Genomic DNA, 21,190 nt, shown 5'->3' with positions numbered 1-21,190 from the left:
AAGATGGCCAGAAAACTGATCAAACGCACCTGTCTTGCCCTGAGTCTGGGCGCAGCCAGTTTTACCCTTTCGGCCTGTGATGGGGTCACTGTTGGCGTGGGATACGGATATGATCCGTTTTACGACTCGCTTCTTTGGAACGACTATTACCACGACGTAGATGTGGACATCGACGTAGATCGCCCGGTTCGCCCGAAGCCGCCGGTTGGGAAACCGCCTGCACGGCCCAAGCCACCGATCGCCAAACCGCCCGCGCGGCCCCGGCCACCTGTGGCTCGGCCCCCGACAGCACGGCCGCCGATCCATCGACCGGCACCGCGACGGTAAGGTGCGTCAGGTCAGCAATTCGGTCGTAATTTCCGCCGAACCCTCAAGTGTCCTGTGAACAGGGCATTTGTCGGCAATTTCCAGCAACCTGGCGCGCTGTTCGTCGTCCAGAGGACCTTCGAGCCGGATCTTGCGCCGGAACAGATCAACCTTTCCGTCGCCGACTAGCCCCGCATCCTGCCCGTGGACCTTGTTGTGGCAGACATCGACAACAATGCCCGTCAACGGCCAGCGTTTGCGACGCGCATACATGCGAATTGTCATCGAAGTGCAGGCCCCCAATCCGGAAGACACGAAACCGTAAGGCGACATGCCTCGGTCGGTGCCGCCATACGAGGCAGGCTCGTCCGCGACCGCATGGTGACGGGGGCCGGATTGAATGTCCTGCAAGAAACCGCTGGGGTCGGCCTCGGTCACGCGCACAATGCCTTCGGGGGCGCCGGGCGGTGGGGCTGGTGGGGACAGGGTTATGTAGCGTGTCACCCAGGCCGCAATCACATCGGCCGCATATTCAGCGTCACAGGCCCGCGTGATCAGGTGGTCGGCATCATCCAGAGTAACAAAGCTTTTGGGGTGCTTGGCGGCCATAAAGATGGCGCTGGCGTTGTCGACGCTCACGGTCTCATCCAAAGGGGCGTGCAGGATCAGCAGCGCGGCTTTCAGCTCTTTGATGGCGGGGGTCAGTTCGGTTTCCGATATGTCATCGACAAAGGCCTTGCCAATGCGGAAAGGACGCCCGCCCAGCGTCACTTCAGCCGAGCCTTCCTGCTCGATCTCGGGAAGAGCGGCCTGGAAATGGTGCGAGACATGGCCCGGATCAGCAGGTGCGCCCAGCGTGACCACCGCTTTGACGCTGGGAATGCCAGCGCGGGCGCGCAGCACAGCAGCTCCGCCAAGCGAGTGCCCAATCAGCAACGACGGCGCCATGTCGCGCCCGGCAAGATAGTGAGAGGCGGCAATCAGGTCTTCGACATTAGAAGTGAAAGTGGTGTTGGCGAATTCGCCTTCAGAGTGACCCAGACCGGTGAAGTCAAAACGCAGAACTGCAATACCCATTCCAGCCAAGCGAGCCGCGATGCGACGGGCGGCGGGAATGTCCTTGGAGCAGGTAAAACAATGGGCAAACAACGCTGTGGCCAGAACCGGCCCGTCAGGCAGGTCGAGGCGCGCAGCAAGTTGGTTGCCGTCGTGACCGGCAAAGGTAATGCGTTCGGTGGGCATGGCAGTTCCTTACGTCGCAAGTTAGCGCCAATACTGTGGGCTTCTACCGGGTCGCTCAACCCATATGTAACGCGCGTCACGGGAAGGTGAGAACAGATCGTTCATCCAGTACATGAAGCGGAGCGTAGGTTTCAATTGCCATCAAGTTATGTGATGAGGTATCAAAATAATATTCGTTTTAAAAATATGTTTGGAGCCTCCACATTGACTTTGTTCACGTCACACAATCTCGGAGGCCATGATGGCACACATTTCTTGCGCACCACGCAGCACCGCGCTGCGCCCCAATCTTCTGATCATTCTTGCTCTGACGGCGCTGCTTAGCTTTGCGGCGGGTCACAACTGGCCCGAGGCCGCGCCGGTCGCGGCGCAAACCGCTGAAGACTGGCACGGCAATGTCAAACGCTCAACCTGGCCGGACTAGGCCAGACCCATAAGCTGGGGGTCGAACGGATAGGTTGTCAGGTTCTCATACCCGTCTTCGGTGATCAGAACCTGATCCTCCAACTTGATGGAAAAGTCACCGCCCACTTCGCCCACTGCGGCCTCGACACACAGGACCATGCCGGGCTCCAAGGCATAGTCGTAAGCGCCGGCAACCGCCTTGTCCGGGTAGGCCACCAACGGCCATTCATCGCATAGGCCGACACCGTGCATCAGGCAACCGTATTTCTGTGCCTGAAACTTGTCGTCCAGTTTGTGTGAGTTGGCTGTCAGTTCGGGGATCATGACACCGGGTTTCAGCATCTCCATATTGGTCATGATATGCTCATGCGCGTGCTGCATGGCATAGATCATGTCCGGGCGGGGTTTCTGATCGCCGATCCACCATGTGCGTGAGATATCGATACATATGCCGTAAGAACCGATCAGGTCCGTATCAAACGCGATAATCTCATTTTGTTGCGTGATCCGCGGTCCACATTCCTGAAACCACGGGTTCGTGCGTTGCCCTGAGGCGAGCAGGCGGGTTTCAATCCATTCACCGCCGCGTCGGATGTTTTCAGCGTGCAGAACGGCCCAAATGTCATCCTCGGATGTCTTGCCGTCGCCAACATTTGCGCGGGCAAACTGCTCCATCGCGCCAACAGCGGTCTCGCAGGCATGATGGGCGCAGCGCATGGCCAGAATCTCGTCCGGGCCCTTGATCGCGCGGGTCTTTTCAGTGAGTTCTTCGCCCTCCATGATCTCGAACCCCTGCGCCTCGAGCGCGCGCAGCCCATGCAGCATGATCTTGTCTACGGCCAAGCGCTTGTTGCCGCCGCTATGCTCTTCGATCAGCAACCGCACCTCATTCGAGAACACATCAGCTGCCACATCCACCTTGTCTCCACGGTCGAAATAGAACAGGTCGGCGCCTGAACGCTGTTCGCGCACCAGCGGGTTGAAGGTCGAAAGGAAGGGCGAGTTTTTATAGTCCCAGATTACCATGTACCCATCGGCGCACAGCAGTACGGCGCGAAATGGGTTGTGGGTGTTCCAAAGCTGCATGTTGGTGCTGTCGGTGGCATAGCGGATGTTCAGCGGGTCGAACATCAGCACCCCGCCATAGCCGCGATCCACGACCGCTTGCGTCAGGCGTTTCCAGCGATACTCGCGCATGTTGGCAAGGTTGGGCAGGGTCAACCCGGCGGCCTCCCACTCGGAAAAGGCTAGTTGGGTGGGACCGATCTCGATCCGGTCCAATTCGTTCGGGGTGCCATCACCAAGTGTCGCGCCTTTGGTGGGGTCGATTTTGCGGCCGTCGCGGTAATGTGTGTTCATGGATGCCCTCTCTGCCTGTTTTTTCAGCGTGGAGAATCATTGCCGCGCAGTCTCGATAAATTGCGACGGTCGGATCGTCGCTTTTTGACCGACAGCTCTGCGTTGCAGTGATAGATCAGCCTTATGACGATTTTTCAGACCGCAATTCCCTACAACCCGCTAGATCAACGCCCACTGCCGGGTATCCAGCCCGACAGTATGGAGACATGGCTGCACTGGGATGATGCCTTTGCGGCGCAGATGCAGCACCGAGAAGCTTTGTTGCGCGACCGCCGGGCGGATGTTCTGGCGCTGGACCCGAGCGCTGAACCGGCGGCGCAGGAGCTGCTAGATCTTGTGCTGTACCACGCCTATCCGGGGTGCTCCGACCATGTCACCCGACCCGATGGACAACAGGTGGTCATCGACCGCGCCCAGCCGATGGAGACCCTGTGCAAACTGGTGCAGGAGGATATCTGTATCTTGCAAAAGCATGGCGAAGAACATGTTCTGACCGGGGCCGTCTTGTGTTTTCCGGCCAGTTGGCGCCTGTCCGAGAAGTTCATGCGCCCGCTGATCGACATCCATGTGCCGGTCGACAGCTATGACGATGACATCGCCCGCCGTGTCCAGCGCTTGTTCGACGGGATACGGCCGGGTCGGCCGCTCTGGAGGTTCAACGCGCTGTGGTACGATGATGCCGAGTTGCATCAACCCCGAAGCGCGCATGAGCCACGTCACATCAAAGACCCCGGATCCGCGCCTTATCTGCGCAGCGAAAAGCAAACACTGTTGCGGCTGCCGCAGACGCAGGCGGTGGTATTTACAATCCATACCTACGTGCTGAAAGCGGACAGCTTGCCAAATATAGAAAACCCCGCCTGATGGCGGGGCCTCCTAGGAGGGTCTTAGGTTCGTGAATTACATGCCCAAAACGTTGGCAACACCTGCGAAAGCCCCGCTTGTGCTGAGAGCGGAGATCGCTACCGAATAGGCAAGCACCTGAGTGTTCAGGCGAAAATCTTCGCCCCGGATCAGGTTCACAGCGGCCATAGAGGCCGCGATCGGAACAGACACACTGGCCACGGCACCGGTCAATCCCCAACTGGTCAGTCGCAGGATATCACTGGGCTGTTCGTCGTGGTCGAGGGGGTGCGTGTCGTCCCGATCCAAAGGCTGCTCGATAGGTTCTGTCCGAAAAGCGATGCTGAGCAACTGCTCATCCGACAACTGGATCGGCCGGGCTGCCGGGGGCGGCGCCTTTTTTTGTGGCTCGTCCAGTGGGTCTTCCTCAATAGTGTCCAGTTCCGCGAACGGGCCTGAGACTGCCTCGAAAATCTGTTTTCTATTTCGCTTCTTTTTTTTAACGGGGGGCAGAGTGTCAAACGCACTCATGAATTGTTCGATGGTCAGCACGGTGTTGGGGGTCAGCCATTCAACCCGCTGCGTGGCGCAGATGTCGACCATGCGATACAGGACAACCACCAGCATCAGCTCGGAAATCTCGCGGTCGTCCAGAAGCGGTGAGACCGGCGTGATCGTAATGGTCAGCCGGTTTTTCGGCAACGTCACCACGGGCCGTTGCAGCGTCTTCAAACCAGCCGAGCGGTTCATGCGCTCAAACCGGTCTTCAGCCACGGGCACCTGTGTGTCCAGCGTCAGACGCACCAGATATTGATTGCAGACGATGCTGGCTTCGGTCGCGTCACGAATGCTTTTGCGTTCGACCAGATGCCCGTAATCTTCAAGCGTTGCAGAAACAATGGCGCTGAACCGCTCGATCGCGCCATCGGTCTCGCCGTCAAACTGCAAACCACCATGATAGCTGTTCTTCGGAGTCACTGCGCATTCCTTTGTCGCATCCTGTTTGGACTCCAGTCTAGTGAGAGAAATGGGGCAGATTTGGGCGAAAATGGAAAAAAATCACAAATTGCAAAGATTGATTACGGTCTGGAAACCTAGGCAATTTAAGGGCCATTAAATGTCTGTGGCAGGAATGTGGCTGAAATAAGGGGGCGCGTGCTGAGATTGTGGCCAGCCTTAGCCGTCGATTCGCGCGGCCATGATGGCGATGGATTGCTGGTACACGGTGGCAGCATTCCATTGCTGAATGACGGCAAAGTTTGGCTGCCCTTGCTGGTAGCCGCGCCCCGGTTTCCAACCCTTTTTGCGAAGAAAATTCGCGGTCGAGGCCAACGCGTCGGTCATGTTGTAGAAATCCACTTTGCCGTCCCCTGTTGCATCGACCCCATAGTTCAGCGCGTTGCCGGGCAGGAACTGCGTGTGCCCCAATTCGCCATGTTTCGCCCCCCGTGTCGCGGTCGTAATGCTGCCTTGATCCACCAGTTTCAGTGCGCCGATCGCATGGGGAATGAAGAATTCCGACCGGCGGCAATCATAGGCAAGGGTGGTGATTGCCGAAACAACCTGACTGTCGCCCATAAAGCCGCCAAAGCCGGTTTCCATGCCGTGAATGGCGATCAGAACACCTGCTGGAACGCCATATTGCCGCTCGAGCGCCGCGTAGAATTGCGGGTTTCGCGCCTTGCGCTTGCGTCCCTGCGCGACAATCGTGTCGGCGCCGCGAACCTGCATGAATTTGTCCAGCGAATATTTGAAACTCTTCTGGTTGCGATCGGCTGCAATAGTGCGTGTTGCATAGGTCGTCTGGGCGAGTGCCTGGAGGCCTTTCTTCTTTACACCCGCGCGTTTGGCTTGTTTCGCGAAGTCCTTTTTCCACGCCTCAAAATCGGCGCTTGTGTCACCGCAGGGGGCAGCAATCGCAAGAGTTGGAAGGATCAAGGCGAAAAGCAGGGCAAGGCGAAACATGGTGAAAAACCTGATGGACTGAAAAGAACAATTCCCATCTTACGTACCGAGAGCTGTCCCGCAAAGGGGGTCAGTACAGATCCAGTTCTCCGCTTTGCTTGAGGGTTTCGAACCATTCATCCGGAGTTTTGTTGATCCGCGCGTGCTTGACCATCATGGCGTTCATGTTCGGCAGGTTTGACGAATCTGGCCAATCCTGAGGGTTCCACAGGTTTGCGCGGATCACGCATTTGGGGCAATGGGCAAAGACGGTTTGAACTTTGATCAGCAGCGCCAGCTTGGGCGCGCGACCTTGCACAGCCATGGCGTCCAGCAGCTTTGGATCGGCGCAGATTTGGGCCGTTCCGCGCATGCGCAATGTCTCCATCTTGCCAGGCACGATGAAAATCAAACTGACGTGTGGGTCTTTCAGAATGTTGTGGAACGTGTCCACGCGTTTGTTGCCAGGGCGGTCGGGGATGGCGATCAGGGTGTCCGAGAGCACGTGAACAAAACCGCTTGGGTCTCCGCGCGGTGACACATCCAAATGTCCGTCGGGATTGGCAGAGGCAATGATGCAAAACGGCGAGGCTGCAACAAAGTCGCGGCACATCTGATCCAGAGCGGGCAATTCCTTGGCGATGATCTGGGGCAGAGGCGCGCCAGTTATCTGTTCCAATTCTTCGGCGGTGGTCACGAAATGCGTAAACTCGGTGTCCATGGGATCTCCTCCTTGGCAGGCAGTCTGGAAGATCACCCGAAACGAAACAAGGGCGCCCGGTTGGGCGCCCTTGAAAGAATTTTCGTCGAAAATTCTTGGATCAGCAGCTGTAGTACATGCCGTACTCGACCGGGTGCGGTGTGTGCTCGTAGGTTTCGACTTCTTCCATCTTCAGTGCGATGTAGCCGTCGATCTGGTCTTTGGTGAACACGTCGCCCTGCAGCAGGAAGTCGTGATCGGAGGCCAGAGCTTCCAGCGCTTCGCGCAGCGAACCACATACGGTCGGGATGTCGGCCAGTTCTTCGGCCGGCAGATCGTACAGGTTCTTGTCCATGGCTTCGCCCGGATCGATTTTGTTCTTGATGCCGTCCAGACCAGCCATCAGCAGAGCAGCAAACGCCAGGTAGGGGTTCGCGGCTGGGTCGGGGAAGCGAGCCTCGACGCGCTTAGCTTTCGGGCTTTCGGTCCACGGAATACGGACACAACCCGAACGGTTGCGGGCCGAATAGGCGCGCAGAACAGGTGCTTCAAAGCCCGGGATCAGGCGCTTGTAGCTGTTGGTCGACGGGTTGGTGAAGGCGTTCAGGGTCTTGGCGTGCTTCAGGATGCCGCCAATGAAGTAGATCGCTTCATCCGACAGGTCAGCGTATTTGTCGCCAGCGAACAGAGGCTTGCCGTCTTTCCAGATCGACATGTTCACGTGCATACCGGTGCCGTTGTCGCCTGCGATCGGCTTCGGCATGAAGGTGGCCGATTTGCCGTAGGCATGTGCAACGTTGTGGATGACGTATTTGTACTTCTGCAGCTCGTCAGCTTGCTTGGTCAGGCTGTCGAAGATCAAGCCCAGCTCGTGCTGACAGGAAGCAACCTCGTGGTGGTGCTTGTCCACTTTCATGCCCAGGCGCTTCATGGTCGACAGCATCTCTGAGCGCAGGTCTTGCGCTTCGTCAACGGGGTTCACGGGGAAGTAGCCGCCCTTGACGCCGGGACGGTGGCCCATGTTGCCCATCTCGTACTCGGTGTCGGTGTTCCACGACGCGTCGGTTGCATCAACTTCGTAAGATACCTTGTTGATGCTGTTCGAGAAACGGACGTCGTCGAACAGGAAGAATTCGGCTTCTGGGCCCATGTAGGCAACGTCACCAATACCCGAAGCTTTCAGGTAGGCTTCGGCTTTCTGGGCGGTGCCGCGCGGGTCACGCTCATAGGCTTCGCCGGTGTCGGGCTCAACGATCGAGCAGTGCAGGCAGATGGTCTTTTCCGCGTAGAACGGATCAACATAGGCGCTTTCGGTGTCGGGCATCAGTTTCATGTCCGATGCTTCGATCGATTTCCAGCCAGCGATCGACGAGCCGTCGAACATGAAGCCTTCTTCCAGGAAGTCTTCGTCAACCTGGTCCGACATGATGGTGACGTGCTGAAGCTTGCCGCGCGGGTCGGTGAAGCGGATGTCGACGTATTCTGCGTCTTCATCACGGATCAGCTGAAGAACTGCGTCCTTGCTCATACTCTATTTTCCTCTGATTGGAGTGTTCGATTACAGCGCTTCCGAGCCGGTTTCACCGGTCCGGATGCGAATGGCTTGCTCAACGGGCGACACAAAAATCTTGCCGTCGCCGATCTTGTCGGTCTTAGCGGCCGAAACGATGGCGTCGATTGCAGCATCGACCTGATCGTCGTCCAAAACGACCTCGACTTTTACTTTGGGCAGAAAGTCGACGACATATTCCGCGCCACGATAGAGTTCGGTGTGGCCTTTCTGACGGCCAAAGCCTTTGACCTCGATCACACTGAGACCCTGGACGCCTACGTCCTGCAGCGCCTCTTTTACTTCGTCCAGCTTGAACGGTTTGATGATCGCTTCGATCTTCTTCATACCGGGCTCCCTTTAACTCTTGTAAGGATGGCAGTGACCACGTCTAAGATCGGGCGACAATCGGATTGCGAATTTGGCCCCGTTTGGCTGTTGGGAAAATGGGCTAGAGGTTAAATTTTAGTCAGTTTGCGTAAAAAATGATCGAAATTGAATCGACTGGGAAAAGTGAGATGACGGAACTGCTGACGGCTGCACAGATGCAGGCCATCGAACGGGCCGCGATTGAGTCTGGTGAGGTAACCGGGCTGGAACTGATGGAGCGGGCCGGGCAGGGCGTTGTCGACGCTATTTATGAGGAGTGGCCCGAGTTCAAGGATCGAGGGGCCAGCCCCTCAAGCTCCCCGAGATCTTTGGGGCCAGATGAAGGGGATACGTTGCGCGCTGTGGTGCTGTGCGGGCCGGGGAACAATGGCGGTGATGGGTTTGTTGTTGCGCGTCTGCTGCATGCGTTGGGGTGGAACCTTGGGGTGTTTCTGTACGGGGATGCCGAGAAGCTGCCGCCGGATGCGCGAGTGAATTATGAGCGTTGGATGGAGTTGGGGGCTGTCAAAGCTCGAAAGATTGATCCACCACCCTTGGTGGATGAGTATCTGCCTTTCCCGGATCATTTGGACCTGATTGTCGATAGCTTGTTTGGAACCGGTTTGACTCGTCCTTTTGGGGGGGCGTTTAGCCTTTTGGCTCAAGAGGCGGTGAAAACTTTGCTAACAGAGAAAGGTGTTCGGGTTGTGTCCGTAGACACACCGAGTGGATTGTGCGCAGACAGCGGTCGGGCGATAGGCTCCGCAATTTCGGCTGATTTGACCGTTTCATTTCATACTAGAAAGATTGGTCATCTAATCGCGGATGGTCCCCGATATTGTGGAAAGACTGTTGTGGCTGGCATTGGGTTGCCGTCACTGGAAAAGCCTGATTCAGCGGCCCTGAGTGCTTTGGTTAAGCTCCACGATCAGGAAAAACTGGTTCGGGTCCTGTGTACGGAAGCAGATCAAAGCAACTTGCCACAGTATCTCTTCAAAAAGCTTTACGAGCATAAATACTCCCACGGTCACGCCCTGATCCTCTCAGGCGGCGCTGCGCAAACTGGAGCTGCGCGGTTGGCGGCGCGGGGGGCTTTGCGGATTGGGGCTGGGTTGGTGACGCTTGGGGTGCCGGGCTCGGCTCAGATGGAGGTGGCGGCGCAGCTGACGGCCCTCATGGTGCAACGGGTTGATGGGGCCGAGGGGTTTGCGGATGTGCTGGGCGACGAGCGGTTGAATGCGCTGTGTCTTGGGCCTGGAATGGGGGTGGAGCGGGCGCGCGAACTGGTGCCGGTTGCGTTGCAGGCCAAGCGGGCGACCGTGCTGGATGCGGATGCTCTGACGGCGTTTGAGGGTGACCCGGCGGCTTTGTTCTCGAAGTTGCACGACAAGTGTGTTCTGACCCCGCATGGGGGCGAGTTTGCGCGGCTCTTCCCGGATATCACCGAAAAGCTGGCGGCGACGCCGACAAAGGGACCGGCTTATTCGAAGGTGGATGCCACGCGAGAGGCGGCCAAGCGTGCCGGGTGTGTGGTGCTTTTCAAGGGGCCGGATACGGTGATTGCGGCGCCGGATGGTAGATGCTCGATCAATGCGGCTTTTTATGACCGTTCTGCCCCTTGGTTGGCAACGGCGGGGTCTGGAGATGTGCTGGCCGGGTTCATCACCGGTTTGCTGGCCCGAGGGTTCGCGCCCATGCAGGCTGCGGAAACTGGGGCGTGGTTGCATGTGGAATGTGCGCGCAGCTTTGGGCCGGGCTTGATTGCCGAGGATTTGCCTGAGCAACTGCCATATGTATTGAAAAACATAGATATATGATTGTATATTCGAAGTGTCGTCAAACGCTGGTTGCTGCACTGGTAATGGCCGTCTGAAGGGTGAAGCTGACCAATCGACAATTGTGTCTGTGCCTTGGGACGAACCAACCTGGAAGCAAAGTCAGGTTTTGCGAGAAGTAAGAATTTAAAAAGAAGTCAGATTTCAAGGACGCGGTGTGAGGTACGTTACGGAAGGCAATAGGCATCAACTTGTGCGTTCAGCGCCCGTCCTAGGCAGGTAGAAGACAAAAAATTGAGCAGCGCCAAAACAGTTTTTCTCATGGTGACTGAAATGACCCAGAATTTTAGAATTCATTCCCTGGCCGCAGTGTTGGCCGTAACGACTGCCGTTCCGGCAATGGCGCAATTGCGATACGACAATAACAGCGGCGGCTATGTCGAGCTCTACGGTCAGATTCACCCGGTCATTGTCTCGGTAGATGACGGGGAAGAAACGGAAACCCGTTTGCTCGACAATGATCTGTCGAACAGCCGTGTGGGGCTTCGCCTGATGCAGCCCTATGGCAGCAACGAGTTCACGTTCCGGTTTGAAACCGGTTTGGGGTTGCCCAGCACCGGTTCGGCCAATCAGGACGGTACCAATAATGATGGCTGGTCGCGCGAAGATATTCGCCACGTCGATTTCGCCCTGAAAGGCAGCTATGGCAAATTCTCGGCAGGGCAGGGCAGCATGGCGTCCGATGGCGCGGCCGAGGTTGATCTGTCCTATGTTGGCACTGTGCTGTATTCGTTCACCAATGACGAGAACGGTGCCTTTTTCTATCGCCAGCCCGACGGGATACTGAGCGACATCACGGTTGGAGATTCCGCCAGCAACTTTGACGGGGCGCGGCGCGGGCGTATCCGTTATGACACGCCTAGTTACAATGGGTTCTCGGGCGCTATCGCCTATGGTCAAAATATTTTGTCCAGCAGTGACGACGACGATTATTATGATATTGCAGTATCTTACGGAAACACCTTCACAAATGGGATCGAGTTTGCGGCCACAATCGCCTATGCGGTGCGCGACTTTGATGATGGGTCAGGTGAACGTCGGGATACGATCGGATCGGCCTCGGTGCTGCTGCCGAGCGGGTTCAGTTTCACGGCGGCTCTGGGGACGCGGGACAATACCTCTGACGGGGCTAGCGATCCGGATTATTGGTACACAAAGATCGCCTATGAGACCGATTGGGTGTCTTGGGGGCAAACCGGTATCGGGATCGACTATTTCGACGGATCCGATTTCCAGAATGAAGGATCAAGCACCAAATCCTGGGGCATCGCGGTTGTGCAGCGGATCGACAGCATCAACACGGATGCCTATCTGAAATACCGCCGCCACGATTTTGACGATATGGTCGATTTCGACGAGAACGAAGCCTGGGCTCTGGGCGCGCGCTGGCGGTTCTGAGACGACAGTTGCAGCCAACAACAAACGCTCCGGCCCAGTCCGGGGCGTTTTTTCTTCAAATCCGCGGCAAAACAAGGCTGATCGGGCAGTTGCCCCTTGCACGTTGGGGGCAGGGCAAATAGAAGGCCTCAAATTTGCCCGGCGCGCCGTTTTGCGCGCCCCGAATCCTATGGGGACTACCATAATGCAGGTTACCGAGACGCTGAACGAAGGTCTGAAACGCGGTTACAATATTGTCGTTTCCGCAGCTGAGCTGGACGACAAAGTGAATGAAAAACTGGTCGAGGCACAGCCGGAAATCGAAATGAAAGGTTTCCGCAAAGGCAAAGTGCCGATGGCGCTGCTGAAAAAGCAGTTCGGCCAGCGCCTGCTGGGTGAAGCGATGCAGGAAAGCATCGACGGTGCGATGAATAAGCACTTTGAGGATAGCGGCGACCGTCCTGCGCTGCAGCCCGAGGTCAAGATGACCAACGAGGAGTGGAAAGAAGGCGACGACGTCCATGTCGAGATGTCCTATGAGGCGCTGCCTGCCATTCCTGAAGTTGACCTGAAATCGGTCGAACTGGAAAAGCTGGTCGTCAAAGCCGACGACGCGGCGATCGAAGAAGCGCTGAATAACCTGGCTGAAACCGCGCAGGATTTCAAAGCGCGCCGTAAAGGCTCGAAAGCCAAGGACGGTGATCAGGTCGTGATCGACTTCGTCGGCAAAGTAGACGGCGAAGAATTCGAAGGCGGTTCGGCCGAGGACTATCCGCTGGTTCTGGGCTCGAACAGCTTCATTCCTGGCTTTGAAGAACAGCTGGTTGGCGTAAAAGCCGAAGAGGAAAAAGACGTCAACGTCACTTTCCCGACCGAATACGGTGCCGAGCATCTGGCCGGTAAGGAAGCTGTTTTCACCTGCACCGTCAAAGAAGTGAAAGAGCCCGTCGCCGCCGAGATCAACGACGAGTTGGCCACCAAATTCGGTGCCGAAGATCTGGATGCGCTGAAGGGTCAGATTTCGGAGCGTCTGGAAGCCGAATACAACGGCGCATCGCGGGCCGTGATGAAGCGCGCTCTGCTGGACGTGCTGGATGAGAAAGTGTCGTTCGACCTGCCACCGTCGCTGGTAGAAGCCGAAGCCAAGCAAATCGCGCACCAGCTGTGGCACGAGGAAAACCCCGATGTCGAAGGCCACGATCACGACCCGATCGAGCCCACCGACGAGCACAACAAACTGGCCGAGCGCCGCGTGCGTCTGGGTCTGCTGTTGGCGGAGCTGGGCCAGAAGGCCGAGGTTGAAGTCACCGATGCAGAGATGACTCAGGCGATCATGAATCAGGCGCGTCAGTACCCTGGTCAAGAACGTCAGTTCTTTGAGTTCGTGCAGCAGAATGCCCAGATGCAGCAGCAACTGCGCGCGCCGATCTTCGAGGACAAAGTCATCGACTATATCGTCGAGCTGGCTCAGGTTGCTGACAAGGAAGTTAGCAAAGACGACTTGCAAAAAGCTGTTGAGGCGCTGGACGAGGAATAATCCTTTGTCGCCCGCGTAGCCGGGCAAAAGAATACGGAGCCGCCTGATAAAGGCGGCTCCGACTAAGTGGCTCTAACTTCTGAGGTGAGGGGGTCAGGCCCCATGAGCTAGAGCACGGGGGGAACGCATCAGGGCTATCTTCTGCTCGGGTGTGAACTTGTCCGAGAGTTCTTCTATCAAGCGCAATACGGCATTGACCTCTTCCTGGGTGGTTGCGGCGCTCATTTGTTCTACGAAGTATTTTTCCATTTGACTCAGTGGCTTGTGATCGAAGTTTGCGGGTTTGGGTTGTGGTTTGACGTTGGACTTGGCGAAAAGCTGGAGCGCTTGTTCGTCGGTCAGAAACACGTCATGGGCGATGCCAGCATAGTCGCGAATTCCTGAAATACGCTCGTCCGAGCAATCCATGAGGGCGGCCATCGCCACCACTTTCCCCATGGGTTTCGCGGTGCCCAGATAGTCATAAGGCGCGTTCCCGGATCGTTGCAGGACGCGGTTCATCACCGGGTCGATAACAGCGATCGAGTCCAGCACTCCGGCTGTCTTGGCGTATTCGAACGAACCGATCATGACTTCGCTGGTGACATAGGAGACCGAATTCTCACCCCTCCCGCGCCCCAACTTTTTAGTGTCGACACAAAACCGGGTTGCCTCCCAAATCTGGGCGCTGCGCACAGGCGGCTCGCCATCCAGGATCGCGTTAAACACATCGGCCAGCATATGAGGCCCTGTGGTCTGCAGCAGACGCATACAGCCAACGACGTTCCCCTCGTCGTTCAGACTGACCACGTGTGCAGGATTGAGCGTATCGAACCTGTCGATCTCTCGCCCGTCCTGGATGTTTACGTCCCATCCCAAGCGGTCGCCGAAGACCCGTGCGCGCAGTTGATACATCTCATCCAAGATGTCTTTGAATTTGTGTTGGTTCATCCCATCAATCACGATGATCATGTTCCATCCCCCTACAGATTGGTTACCGTGAACAGAGGATTAACAAAGTTGTGATCTGAGACTATTAGGGGATTCCCGTAGAATTTTAGTTTTTTTGTTAACCGGGAGCTATCAGGCCGAGACTAACGGCCCGTCCGATCGCCTGCGGCGTGGTCAATGCGCCTAGTTTTTCCCGCCCTGACCGCATATGCACTTCGACGGTCCGGTGCGAGATGGACAGGATATCACCGATATCCTGCTGAGATTTACCTTCGGCCGCCCATTGAAGGATCTCTTTCTCGCGCGTTGACAGGGCAGGTAGGTATAGTGCTTTGCCCAACAAACCCGACTGCATGACCGTGTCATGGGCGTGCACGGCGGCAAGTTGCAGGTCCCCCATCACGTGCCGCTTGAGCTTGTCCCATTCGTCGTCCGAGCAGTCACGCGTTACGTTCAGCAGCCCGCATTCGCCGTAAGGGCCGCGCACCGGAACCGAAAGGCCTCGGGTCGTGATGCCAAAGTCATGGGCGTCCCGAAACACGGTGTGGAACTTGTCATCATGGTTAAAGCGACCCCAGTCTACGGGGGCGATACTGAGCACGGATTGATACAAAGTCGGGTCAAATTTATGAAAACCCTGCGTACCATAGTGAATCTTCCATTCGTCAGGATAGTTCGCGTAGCCTTGAACATCTCCCTTAACGGGGTTGAATGTCGCATAGGATGCGTAATCAAAGCCAAGCTCGGAACAAACCGCGTCAATTATGTCAGCGGCTGACTTTTCCTCGTGGTCGATAGCGGCCAAGTCGATCAGCTTCAACTTTTCAACCTTTACGGAGGTTAACCTCGGTTCAGAGGTTAACGGCGTTAATGTTCAGTAAATCTTACGAGGCGTAAGGCAGCGCGCAAGCAGTTTGTTCACATGTGTAGTGTTATTATCCGCCATTCGCGACGTCATAACGCATTAATACAAGGTTTTCGGCAGCCTCGGAGGGCTATTCGGGAACCAACCCTGTTTCAACCAACAATCCGCGTGCTTTTGCCTCGGGCCAGTAGCCTTTGGCATAGAGAAAGATCGCGCGTTGCTGATCGCCGTCGGACAGCAGCCATGCGCCGCGCAGGTACTTGCCGGCAAATTCCAAATTGGTGTCGGCGTCGAGGAGCCCCTGCGGATCGCCCTGGTAGCCCATGGACCGTGCAGTGGCCGGAAGGATTTGCAGCAGCCCGTAATAGGGTCGGTTCACGGCCCAGGGGCGATGCGTACTTTCGCGAATAGCCAGTTTGTGCACCAGCTCGCGCGGCAATTCGTAGTGATCGGCCCATTTATTGATCGATGCCCGCAGCTCGGGCGTTTCGTTCGGGTAAAGGGGGGGATCAAAGGCCGCACGCGTCGGTGTGTCGGGGGTGCCGCAAGCCACCAGCGGTGCGGCAAGAAGAAGGGCTAAGACACTGCGGCGCGGGATCTGAGTCATCAAGGGCTCCGGAATTTTGGACGAAATACTAGGAAACTTGTCTCTGGCCGCAAGGGTAGCTGGAAATTCAGGCTGAATTATGCCGCCCAGTTCGTGCATGAAAAAAGGCCGCCCAAAATGGCGCGGCCTTTTCGAAGTTCACAGGTTGAAGGTTACGCTTTCGCGTCGTCTTCATCCGCAGCCGGTGCTTCTTCGGCAATCAGGTCTTCGTCGTCGGACGCGGCGGAACCGATATCGTCGAACAGCTCGGCGATTTCGAATTCAGCGGCGGCTTCTTCTTCAGCGGCCAGTTCCTGGATCGATTTACCCGAAGCTTGCAGTTCGGCTTCTTCTTCCGAACGGGCGACGTTCATCTTGATTTCAACTTCGACCTCGGGGTGCAGTTTGACTGCCAGCGAATGCAGACCCAGCTCCTTAATCGGTGCGATCAGGGCGATCTGTTTCTTGTCGACGGTGAAGCCAGCTTCGGTCGCGGCCTCTGCAGCGTCACGCGGAGTGACCGAGCCGTACAGAGCACCGGCATCCGACGCCGAGCGAATCACGATGAACTGCTGACCGTCCAGCTTTTCAGCCAGTGCTTCAGCTTCTTTCTTGGTTTCCAAGTTGTGCGCTTCAAGCTGCGCCTTGCGGGCTTCAAACGAGGCGATGTTCGACTCGGACGCGCTCAGAGCTTTGCCTTGGGGCAGCAGGAAGTTGCGGGCGTAGCCGGGCTTGACGTCAACGACGTCGCCCATCTGACCCAGTTTCGCAACGCGTTCCAGCAGGATAACTTGCATATCAGTCTCTCCTTACTTCACGGCGTAGGGCAGCAGGGCGAGGAAGCGGGCGCGCTTGATAGCACGGGCCAGTTCACGCTGCTTTTTCGCCGAAACGGCGGTGATGCGCGAGGGAACGATCTTGCCACGCTCAGAGATGTAGCGCTGCAGCAGACGAGTGTCTTTATAGTCGATCTTGGGCGCGTTCTCGCCCGAGAACGGGCAGACCTTGCGGCGGCGGAAAAATGGTTTTGCGGCCATGGTTTATGTCCTTTCGTCAGGCGTTGATCAGCGGCGCTCGCGGCGGCCTTCGCGCTCGTCGCGCTTCTGCATCTGGACCGAGGGGCCCTCGGCATGTTCGTCAACCTTGATGGTCAGAACGCGCATGACGTCTTCGTGCAGGCGCATCAGGCGCTCCATTTCCTGAACCGCGCCAGCAGGCGAGTCGGTTTTCAGGAAGGCATAGTGGCCTTTGCGGTTTTTGTTGATCTTGTAGGCCATCGTCTTGACACCCCAGTACTCGCTTTCGACGACGTTGCCGCCGTTGTCAGCCAGAACAGTGCCGAAATGTTCGACAAGGCTTTCTGCCTGCGCGTTGGACAGATCCTGACGCGCGATCATTACATGCTCATACAGTGGCATGTGCACTCCTGTTTATATCAAGGCGCATTTCATAGGCGGGGCCGTTTGGTCCTTCGCGACCCTGCCACGAGAGGCTGCGCGATTCATGTGATTAGCGAAGGATGGCCCCGTATACACGTTTATGGCGGCGGGGCAAGACCTGACACACGTGCCTTGGTGAAGTCCTGCTATTTCCTTTGCACCGCCCAATTCCTGACGCTTTTCAAGTCGATCTTGAATTTCATACCGGGGACAGACCGGACACACCGGACCCACGACGGCAACCTGAGAAACAGGGTGAGAGAAATGACCGCGATGAATACGAATACACTTGAACAGTCGGCGACCGGCGCGCGTTTTGAGAAATCCGTTCCAGTTCTGATCACATTCGCTCCGAACTGGAAAGTGCGCATGATTTTGGCGCGCATGGTTGGTGCCTTTCTGATCGTGATGTCCTTTTCCATGTGGCTGGCACCGGGTTCGGCCATGGCCGCCGAAGTTTGGCCGATCAAGATGGCAGCGTCGCTTGCTTTCCTGATCGTTGGTGTCAGTCTGCTGACCATTCAGATGCTGGACTCGCGTCCCGATGCCTATTTTGACCCGATCCGTCGCGAAGTCCGCGTTCTGCAAAAGAACGAAAACGGCCGCCCGCAAACGGTTCTGCGCCGCAGCTATGACACGCTAGGCGGTGCCAAATTCAGCGATGATCAGGTCGAACTGTTTGATGTCGATGGTAGCCTGCTGATGAAGCTGCCCCTGCAGTCGGCGGATGTCAGCCGAGCGCTCAAGGGTCAATTGAGTGGAAGTGTAACAATCTTCGCCTGAATATTATTCTGTTCATATAGGAACAGAAGTTGTGAGCGAATAAAGCTTGTGTGCCGCCCCTTGGCGGCACATTTTCGTTACCGAGCAACCCAACAGGTTTGCATCCACAACATTGCGGAGTTTGTCATGAAACCCATCCTTCTTGCTGCTGCACTGGCCGTGTCGGCGACTTCGGCGTTTGCAAGTGCCGAGAAATACGTTCTGGACCCAAGCCACAGCCAGGTCATTTTCAACTATAACCACCTTGGTTTTTCGACCACCTATGGCATGTTCTCGGGCTTTGAAGGCGAGATCCTGTTCGACAAAGAAAACCCGGCTGCGTCCAGCGTGACGGTTTCGATGCCCGTTATCGAGATGTTCACGGGCTGGAAACCGCGCGAAGATCACTTCATGACCGAAGACTTTTTCGGTGCCGCTGAAGGCGATCTTGTCACCTTCACGTCCACCAGCATCGAAGTGACAGGCGAGAACACCGCCAATATCACCGGCGATTTGACCATGAATGGTGTAACCAAATCGGTCGTACTGGACGCCAAGCTGAACCAGGCGGGTGAGCATCCGATGGCAGGCAAGCCGTGGGCTGGCTTCGACGCGACGACCACTCTGATCCGCAGCGATTTCGATCTGGGCCAGTTCGCACCCTTCGTGGGTGACGAGGTTAATGTTCAGATCTCGGTCGAGGCGCAGAAAGCCGAGTAAATAAGGCTACTATTCTAGAATCGAAACCGCCGGAGCTTTTTGCCCCGGCGGTTTTCGTTTGTTCGCCGCTATTCACCGCGCGTAGCAGTCAGCTCGACGCTTACAGTGACTGCGAAGCCCAGTGAAGCTTCGGTGGGTTGCGATGTGCCCACATCGAAATCCATGCGGTTCAACTCTAATTCACCAGAAACCGTCGCGGTGTCGCCTTGCAAATCCAGAGTGAACGGCAGCACAACGTCCAAGGACTTGTCGCGGATGGTCAAGGGGCCGCGTGCCTCATACCCGGTTTCGGTTTTGAATAGATCTGCCTTAAACAGCGCAGTGGGATATTGTGCGCTGTCGAAAAAATCCGCGCCCATAGCTTGATCACTGACCGTGCCTAGGCTGAGCGACGGGATTGAGATCGTCACCTCGACCGAACCGGCCAAGCCGGGCTCGGCGGGCTCATCAAAGGCTATGGCGGCCGTCCAGTCCTGGAAGCTACCGGTGACTGGGCTACCCAGCTGGTTGATGGTAAGGCCCAGAGTTCCTTCCTGAACCTGCCAGTCCGATTGGACTTCGGCCAGTGCCGTGGCTTCGCCCTGAGCGTAAGAGTGATGGCTGAACGCGCCGATGCCCCAGCCGCCGACCAAAACCGCACCCCAGACGACGAGCGCGGCAAGCGCGGGCGTCTTGGAATGGTGTTGAGCCGGGGGCTCGGGGGCTTGGGCTGAGCCAGGCAGCATACGCCGCAATGTGCTGTCTTTGTCGATGACGTGGTGTTTCAGCGCCCCGGCAATATGCAGCACCAGCGCGCCACCTAGGGTCCAGACGAACAGCCAGTGAAGGCTGGCGGTGAATTCGGCCAGATGCTGGGATTTGGGGACCAGCGGCAGGTTTTGGCCAAAGGGCCAAAGGATCGGCGCGAACCCTTCGGCTGCGGCGTGGTGTATCCAGCCGGTCAGCGGTGCCAGCACCAACGAGCCGTATAGCAGCCAATGCACGGTTTCGGCAGCAAAGGCCTCGGGCTTATTGTCGGCGTTCAAAAGGCCGGGTTTGGTTTGGGTCAGGGCCCAGAGAATGCGAGCGAGGGCCACGAAAAACACCGCCACGCCCAATGTTTTGTGCAGTGAGAACAGGCGCGCCGCGCGGGTGATGTCATCTTCGGTCGTCGGGATGTTCGGGTCATAGATGGCCTGCGCCAGATCATTGGCGAAATAGCCCAGCGGAAAGGCGGTGAAGATCAGCAGGGCGGTCAGCCAGTGGAAGGTCTTGGTGACGCTGCCATAGCTGGAAAACGTGTTGGTCGAGGGCATCGGGTGCTCCGGCGAAAGGGTGGTTGGGTTCAACCTATCGCCGTGAGGGCAGGACTCAAGGGCGCAGGGCGCACAGATACGGTGCCTTTGTGCAGAGATCAGGCAATACTTGTGCCGCGCGGTCACACAGTTTACACCCCGCCGCAACCTAACGTCATCCAAGAGGTTGCAATGACACGCGCATTTGTTTTCCCGGGGCAGGGCGCCCAGACCATCGGAATGGGCAAAGCTCTGGCCGAGGCTTACCCCGCTGCTCAGGCGGTGTTCGACGAAGTGGACGAAGCCCTGGGCGAAAAGCTGAGCGGCCTGATTTGGGACGGCGATATTGCTGAATTGACCCTGACCCAAAACGCACAACCTGCGTTGATGGCAACGTCAATGGCGGCAATGAGGGCGCTAGAGGCCGAGGGCGTCTCGATCACCGATGCAGCCTTTGTGGCCGGGCATTCGCTGGGGGAATATTCCGCGCTGGCCGCTGCTGGTGCGCTGTCGGTTGCAGATACTTCGCGTCTTCTGCGCACCCGTGGCCAGGCTATGCAAAGTGCCGTGCCGGTGGGCGAGGGTGCGATGGCGGCGATCCTTGGGCTGGACCTTGATGCCGTGCGCGCCGTGGCGGATGAGGCCGCGAAGGGTGAGGTTTGTCAGGCCGCAAACGACAATGACCCGACGCAGGTTGTGGTCTCGGGCGCGAAGGCTGCTGTGGAACGTGCGGCCGAGATTGCCAAGGAAAAGGGCGCCAAGCGGGCCGTCATGCTGCCTGTCAGCGCGCCTTTCCATTGTGCGCTGATGCAGCCTGCTGCCGACGTGATGGCCGAAGCTTTGGCAGGGGTTGAAATCAAAGCGCCTGCCGTGCCGCTGATTGCCAATGTGCGCGCCGAAGCGGTCGGTGACCCCGATCTGATCCGACAGTTGCTGGTCGCGCAGGTCACCGGCTCGGTCCGCTGGCGCGAAAGCGTGCAGTACATGGCCGCGCAGGGCGTGACCGAGACGTGGGAGATCGGGGCAGGGAAAGCTCTGTCCGGGATGATCCGCAAAATCGACCGTTCGATCGCGGGTAAAGCTGTCGGCACGCCAGATGACGTGCAGAATGTGACACAAGCCGAATCGTAAGACACCGCGCGTCGCGT

Annotated in this window: 23 protein-coding genes; 9 read left to right on the top strand and 14 right to left on the bottom strand. The window is 57.3% G+C overall.

Annotation, left to right across the window (positions count from 1 at the left end):
* Positions 1-3 precede the first annotated feature (3 nt).
* Positions 4-327, top strand: coding sequence for a hypothetical protein (locus AC2FJ6_RS02865; RefSeq protein ID WP_170770454.1), 324 nt, complete (start codon positions 4-6; stop codon positions 325-327).
* 6 nt (positions 328-333) lie between these two features.
* On the opposite strand, the gene AC2FJ6_RS02860 is transcribed toward AC2FJ6_RS02865, so the two are convergent.
* Entirely contained in the window at positions 334-1,548 is a 1,215-nt protein-coding gene (locus tag AC2FJ6_RS02860; RefSeq protein ID WP_170770456.1) for a bifunctional alpha/beta hydrolase/OsmC family protein, read from the bottom strand.
* 241 nt (positions 1,549-1,789) lie between these two features.
* Here AC2FJ6_RS02860 and AC2FJ6_RS02855 point away from each other — a divergent pair, with 241 nt between their 5' ends.
* Positions 1,790-1,972 (top strand): hypothetical protein, encoded by a 183-nt coding sequence (locus AC2FJ6_RS02855; RefSeq protein ID WP_170770458.1) that lies wholly within the window; start codon positions 1,790-1,792, stop codon positions 1,970-1,972.
* Here AC2FJ6_RS02855 and dddP read toward each other — a convergent pair.
* Positions 1,969-3,312 carry a dimethylsulfonioproprionate lyase DddP gene (dddP, locus tag AC2FJ6_RS02850; protein WP_170770460.1) on the bottom strand — a complete coding sequence of 448 codons (1,344 nt, stop codon included), beginning with the start codon at positions 3,310-3,312 and terminating at the stop codon, positions 1,969-1,971. The genes AC2FJ6_RS02855 and dddP overlap by 4 nt on opposite strands.
* Before the next feature lie 123 nt (positions 3,313-3,435).
* Here dddP and AC2FJ6_RS02845 point away from each other — a divergent pair, with 123 nt between their 5' ends.
* On the top strand, positions 3,436-4,176 hold the full coding sequence (locus tag AC2FJ6_RS02845; RefSeq protein WP_170770461.1) for a heme-dependent oxidative N-demethylase family protein: 741 nt from the start codon (positions 3,436-3,438) through the stop codon (positions 4,174-4,176).
* Positions 4,177-4,212: 36 nt separating this feature from the next.
* Here the strand turns inward: AC2FJ6_RS02845 and AC2FJ6_RS02840 are convergent, their stop codons facing one another.
* The 5 genes from AC2FJ6_RS02840 to AC2FJ6_RS02820 all read right to left on the bottom strand — a co-directional run bounded on the left by AC2FJ6_RS02840 (position 4,213) and on the right by AC2FJ6_RS02820 (position 8,696).
* On the bottom strand, positions 4,213-5,133 hold the full coding sequence (locus AC2FJ6_RS02840) for a hypothetical protein (RefSeq protein ID WP_331252086.1): 921 nt from the start codon (positions 5,131-5,133) through the stop codon (positions 4,213-4,215).
* A 198-nt stretch (positions 5,134-5,331) separates the two neighbouring features.
* Positions 5,332-6,120 carry a lytic murein transglycosylase gene (locus AC2FJ6_RS02835; RefSeq protein WP_170770463.1) on the bottom strand — a complete coding sequence of 263 codons (789 nt, stop codon included), beginning with the start codon at positions 6,118-6,120 and terminating at the stop codon, positions 5,332-5,334.
* A gap of 70 nt (positions 6,121-6,190) precedes the next feature.
* Positions 6,191-6,820, bottom strand: coding sequence for an MSMEG_1061 family FMN-dependent PPOX-type flavoprotein (locus AC2FJ6_RS02830; RefSeq protein ID WP_496668333.1), 630 nt, complete (start codon positions 6,818-6,820; stop codon positions 6,191-6,193).
* Between the two features lie 100 nt (positions 6,821-6,920).
* A complete protein-coding gene (gene glnA / locus AC2FJ6_RS02825) occupies positions 6,921-8,327 on the bottom strand; it encodes a type I glutamate--ammonia ligase (protein WP_170354533.1) in 1,407 nt (468 codons plus the stop codon).
* 30 nt (positions 8,328-8,357) lie between these two features.
* Positions 8,358-8,696, bottom strand: a complete 339-nt coding sequence (locus AC2FJ6_RS02820) for a P-II family nitrogen regulator (RefSeq protein ID WP_170354532.1) — start codon at positions 8,694-8,696, stop codon at positions 8,358-8,360.
* A gap of 170 nt (positions 8,697-8,866) precedes the next feature.
* On the opposite strand from AC2FJ6_RS02820, the gene AC2FJ6_RS02815 reads away from it, so the two are divergent.
* From AC2FJ6_RS02815 to tig, 3 genes are all read left to right on the top strand, one after another.
* Positions 8,867-10,534: an NAD(P)H-hydrate dehydratase gene (locus AC2FJ6_RS02815; protein WP_170770467.1), complete on the top strand. Its 1,668-nt coding sequence runs from the start codon at positions 8,867-8,869 to the stop codon at positions 10,532-10,534.
* A 291-nt stretch (positions 10,535-10,825) separates the two neighbouring features.
* Positions 10,826-11,950 (top strand): porin, encoded by a 1,125-nt coding sequence (locus tag AC2FJ6_RS02810; RefSeq protein ID WP_170770470.1) that lies wholly within the window; start codon positions 10,826-10,828, stop codon positions 11,948-11,950.
* A 184-nt stretch (positions 11,951-12,134) separates the two neighbouring features.
* Positions 12,135-13,466 (top strand): trigger factor, encoded by a 1,332-nt coding sequence (gene tig / locus AC2FJ6_RS02805; RefSeq protein ID WP_170770472.1) that lies wholly within the window; start codon positions 12,135-12,137, stop codon positions 13,464-13,466.
* A gap of 93 nt (positions 13,467-13,559) precedes the next feature.
* On the opposite strand, the gene AC2FJ6_RS02800 is transcribed toward tig, so the two are convergent.
* The 6 genes from AC2FJ6_RS02800 to rpsF all read right to left on the bottom strand — a co-directional run bounded on the left by AC2FJ6_RS02800 (position 13,560) and on the right by rpsF (position 17,265).
* The gene (locus tag AC2FJ6_RS02800) at positions 13,560-14,417 is read right to left on the bottom strand and encodes an acyl-homoserine-lactone synthase (RefSeq protein WP_170770475.1); all 858 of its coding nucleotides are present in this window, start codon (positions 14,415-14,417) and stop codon (positions 13,560-13,562) included.
* 97 nt (positions 14,418-14,514) lie between these two features.
* A complete protein-coding gene (locus AC2FJ6_RS02795) occupies positions 14,515-15,216 on the bottom strand; it encodes a LuxR family transcriptional regulator (RefSeq protein WP_170770477.1) in 702 nt (233 codons plus the stop codon).
* A gap of 175 nt (positions 15,217-15,391) precedes the next feature.
* On the bottom strand, positions 15,392-15,868 hold the full coding sequence (locus AC2FJ6_RS02790) for a transglycosylase SLT domain-containing protein (RefSeq protein ID WP_170770479.1): 477 nt from the start codon (positions 15,866-15,868) through the stop codon (positions 15,392-15,394).
* Positions 15,869-16,020: 152 nt separating this feature from the next.
* Positions 16,021-16,644, bottom strand: a complete 624-nt coding sequence (gene rplI / locus AC2FJ6_RS02785) for a 50S ribosomal protein L9 (protein ID WP_170770481.1) — start codon at positions 16,642-16,644, stop codon at positions 16,021-16,023.
* 12 nt (positions 16,645-16,656) lie between these two features.
* Positions 16,657-16,884, bottom strand: coding sequence for a 30S ribosomal protein S18 (gene rpsR, locus AC2FJ6_RS02780; RefSeq protein ID WP_005608650.1), 228 nt, complete (start codon positions 16,882-16,884; stop codon positions 16,657-16,659).
* A 27-nt stretch (positions 16,885-16,911) separates the two neighbouring features.
* Entirely contained in the window at positions 16,912-17,265 is a 354-nt protein-coding gene (gene rpsF / locus AC2FJ6_RS02775) for a 30S ribosomal protein S6 (protein ID WP_170354526.1), read from the bottom strand.
* A 285-nt stretch (positions 17,266-17,550) separates the two neighbouring features.
* Here rpsF and AC2FJ6_RS02770 point away from each other — a divergent pair, with 285 nt between their 5' ends.
* Together AC2FJ6_RS02770 and AC2FJ6_RS02765 are read left to right on the top strand one after the other, a co-directional pair.
* A complete protein-coding gene (locus tag AC2FJ6_RS02770; RefSeq protein WP_170770483.1) occupies positions 17,551-18,069 on the top strand; it encodes a hypothetical protein in 519 nt (172 codons plus the stop codon).
* Positions 18,070-18,195: 126 nt separating this feature from the next.
* On the top strand, positions 18,196-18,768 hold the full coding sequence (locus AC2FJ6_RS02765; RefSeq protein WP_170770485.1) for a YceI family protein: 573 nt from the start codon (positions 18,196-18,198) through the stop codon (positions 18,766-18,768).
* Positions 18,769-18,836: 68 nt separating this feature from the next.
* Here the strand turns inward: AC2FJ6_RS02765 and AC2FJ6_RS02760 are convergent, their stop codons facing one another.
* On the bottom strand, positions 18,837-20,063 hold the full coding sequence (locus AC2FJ6_RS02760) for a cytochrome b/b6 domain-containing protein (RefSeq protein WP_170770487.1): 1,227 nt from the start codon (positions 20,061-20,063) through the stop codon (positions 18,837-18,839).
* Positions 20,064-20,234: 171 nt separating this feature from the next.
* On the opposite strand from AC2FJ6_RS02760, the gene fabD reads away from it, so the two are divergent.
* Positions 20,235-21,173 carry an ACP S-malonyltransferase gene (fabD, locus tag AC2FJ6_RS02755; RefSeq protein WP_170770489.1) on the top strand — a complete coding sequence of 313 codons (939 nt, stop codon included), beginning with the start codon at positions 20,235-20,237 and terminating at the stop codon, positions 21,171-21,173.
* The last annotated feature ends 17 nt before the right edge of the window (positions 21,174-21,190 follow it).

The sequence above is a fragment of the Ruegeria sp. CDSA089 genome, assembly GCF_059612205.1.
This window is presented reverse-complemented; position numbering and strand designations above follow the sequence as displayed.

Bases quoted from the DNA above. Each gene is read 5' to 3' on its own strand.
- AC2FJ6_RS02800 (WP_170770475.1), bottom strand. From the start codon at position 14,417: ATGATCATCGTGATTGATGGGATGAACCAACACAAATTCAAAGACATC.
- AC2FJ6_RS02770 (WP_170770483.1), top strand. From the start codon at position 17,551: ATGACCGCGATGAATACGAATACACTTGAACAGTCGGCGACCGGCGCG.
- AC2FJ6_RS02815 (WP_170770467.1), top strand. From the start codon at position 8,867: ATGACGGAACTGCTGACGGCTGCACAGATGCAGGCCATCGAACGGGCC.
- AC2FJ6_RS02820 (WP_170354532.1), bottom strand. From the start codon at position 8,696: ATGAAGAAGATCGAAGCGATCATCAAACCGTTCAAGCTGGACGAAGTA.
- glnA (WP_170354533.1), bottom strand. From the start codon at position 8,327: ATGAGCAAGGACGCAGTTCTTCAGCTGATCCGTGATGAAGACGCAGAA.
- AC2FJ6_RS02865 (WP_170770454.1), top strand. From the start codon at position 4: ATGGCCAGAAAACTGATCAAACGCACCTGTCTTGCCCTGAGTCTGGGC.
- AC2FJ6_RS02830 (WP_496668333.1), bottom strand. From the start codon at position 6,820: ATGGACACCGAGTTTACGCATTTCGTGACCACCGCCGAAGAATTGGAA.
- AC2FJ6_RS02845 (WP_170770461.1), top strand. From the start codon at position 3,436: ATGACGATTTTTCAGACCGCAATTCCCTACAACCCGCTAGATCAACGC.
- rpsF (WP_170354526.1), bottom strand. From the start codon at position 17,265: ATGCCACTGTATGAGCATGTAATGATCGCGCGTCAGGATCTGTCCAAC.
- AC2FJ6_RS02855 (WP_170770458.1), top strand. From the start codon at position 1,790: ATGGCACACATTTCTTGCGCACCACGCAGCACCGCGCTGCGCCCCAAT.
- rplI (WP_170770481.1), bottom strand. From the start codon at position 16,644: ATGCAAGTTATCCTGCTGGAACGCGTTGCGAAACTGGGTCAGATGGGC.
- rpsR (WP_005608650.1), bottom strand. From the start codon at position 16,884: ATGGCCGCAAAACCATTTTTCCGCCGCCGCAAGGTCTGCCCGTTCTCG.
- AC2FJ6_RS02835 (WP_170770463.1), bottom strand. From the start codon at position 6,120: ATGTTTCGCCTTGCCCTGCTTTTCGCCTTGATCCTTCCAACTCTTGCG.
- dddP (WP_170770460.1), bottom strand. From the start codon at position 3,312: ATGAACACACATTACCGCGACGGCCGCAAAATCGACCCCACCAAAGGC.
- tig (WP_170770472.1), top strand. From the start codon at position 12,135: ATGCAGGTTACCGAGACGCTGAACGAAGGTCTGAAACGCGGTTACAAT.
- AC2FJ6_RS02860 (WP_170770456.1), bottom strand. From the start codon at position 1,548: ATGCCCACCGAACGCATTACCTTTGCCGGTCACGACGGCAACCAACTT.
- fabD (WP_170770489.1), top strand. From the start codon at position 20,235: ATGACACGCGCATTTGTTTTCCCGGGGCAGGGCGCCCAGACCATCGGA.
- AC2FJ6_RS02765 (WP_170770485.1), top strand. From the start codon at position 18,196: ATGAAACCCATCCTTCTTGCTGCTGCACTGGCCGTGTCGGCGACTTCG.
- AC2FJ6_RS02790 (WP_170770479.1), bottom strand. From the start codon at position 15,868: ATGACTCAGATCCCGCGCCGCAGTGTCTTAGCCCTTCTTCTTGCCGCA.
- AC2FJ6_RS02760 (WP_170770487.1), bottom strand. From the start codon at position 20,063: ATGCCCTCGACCAACACGTTTTCCAGCTATGGCAGCGTCACCAAGACC.
- AC2FJ6_RS02810 (WP_170770470.1), top strand. From the start codon at position 10,826: ATGACCCAGAATTTTAGAATTCATTCCCTGGCCGCAGTGTTGGCCGTA.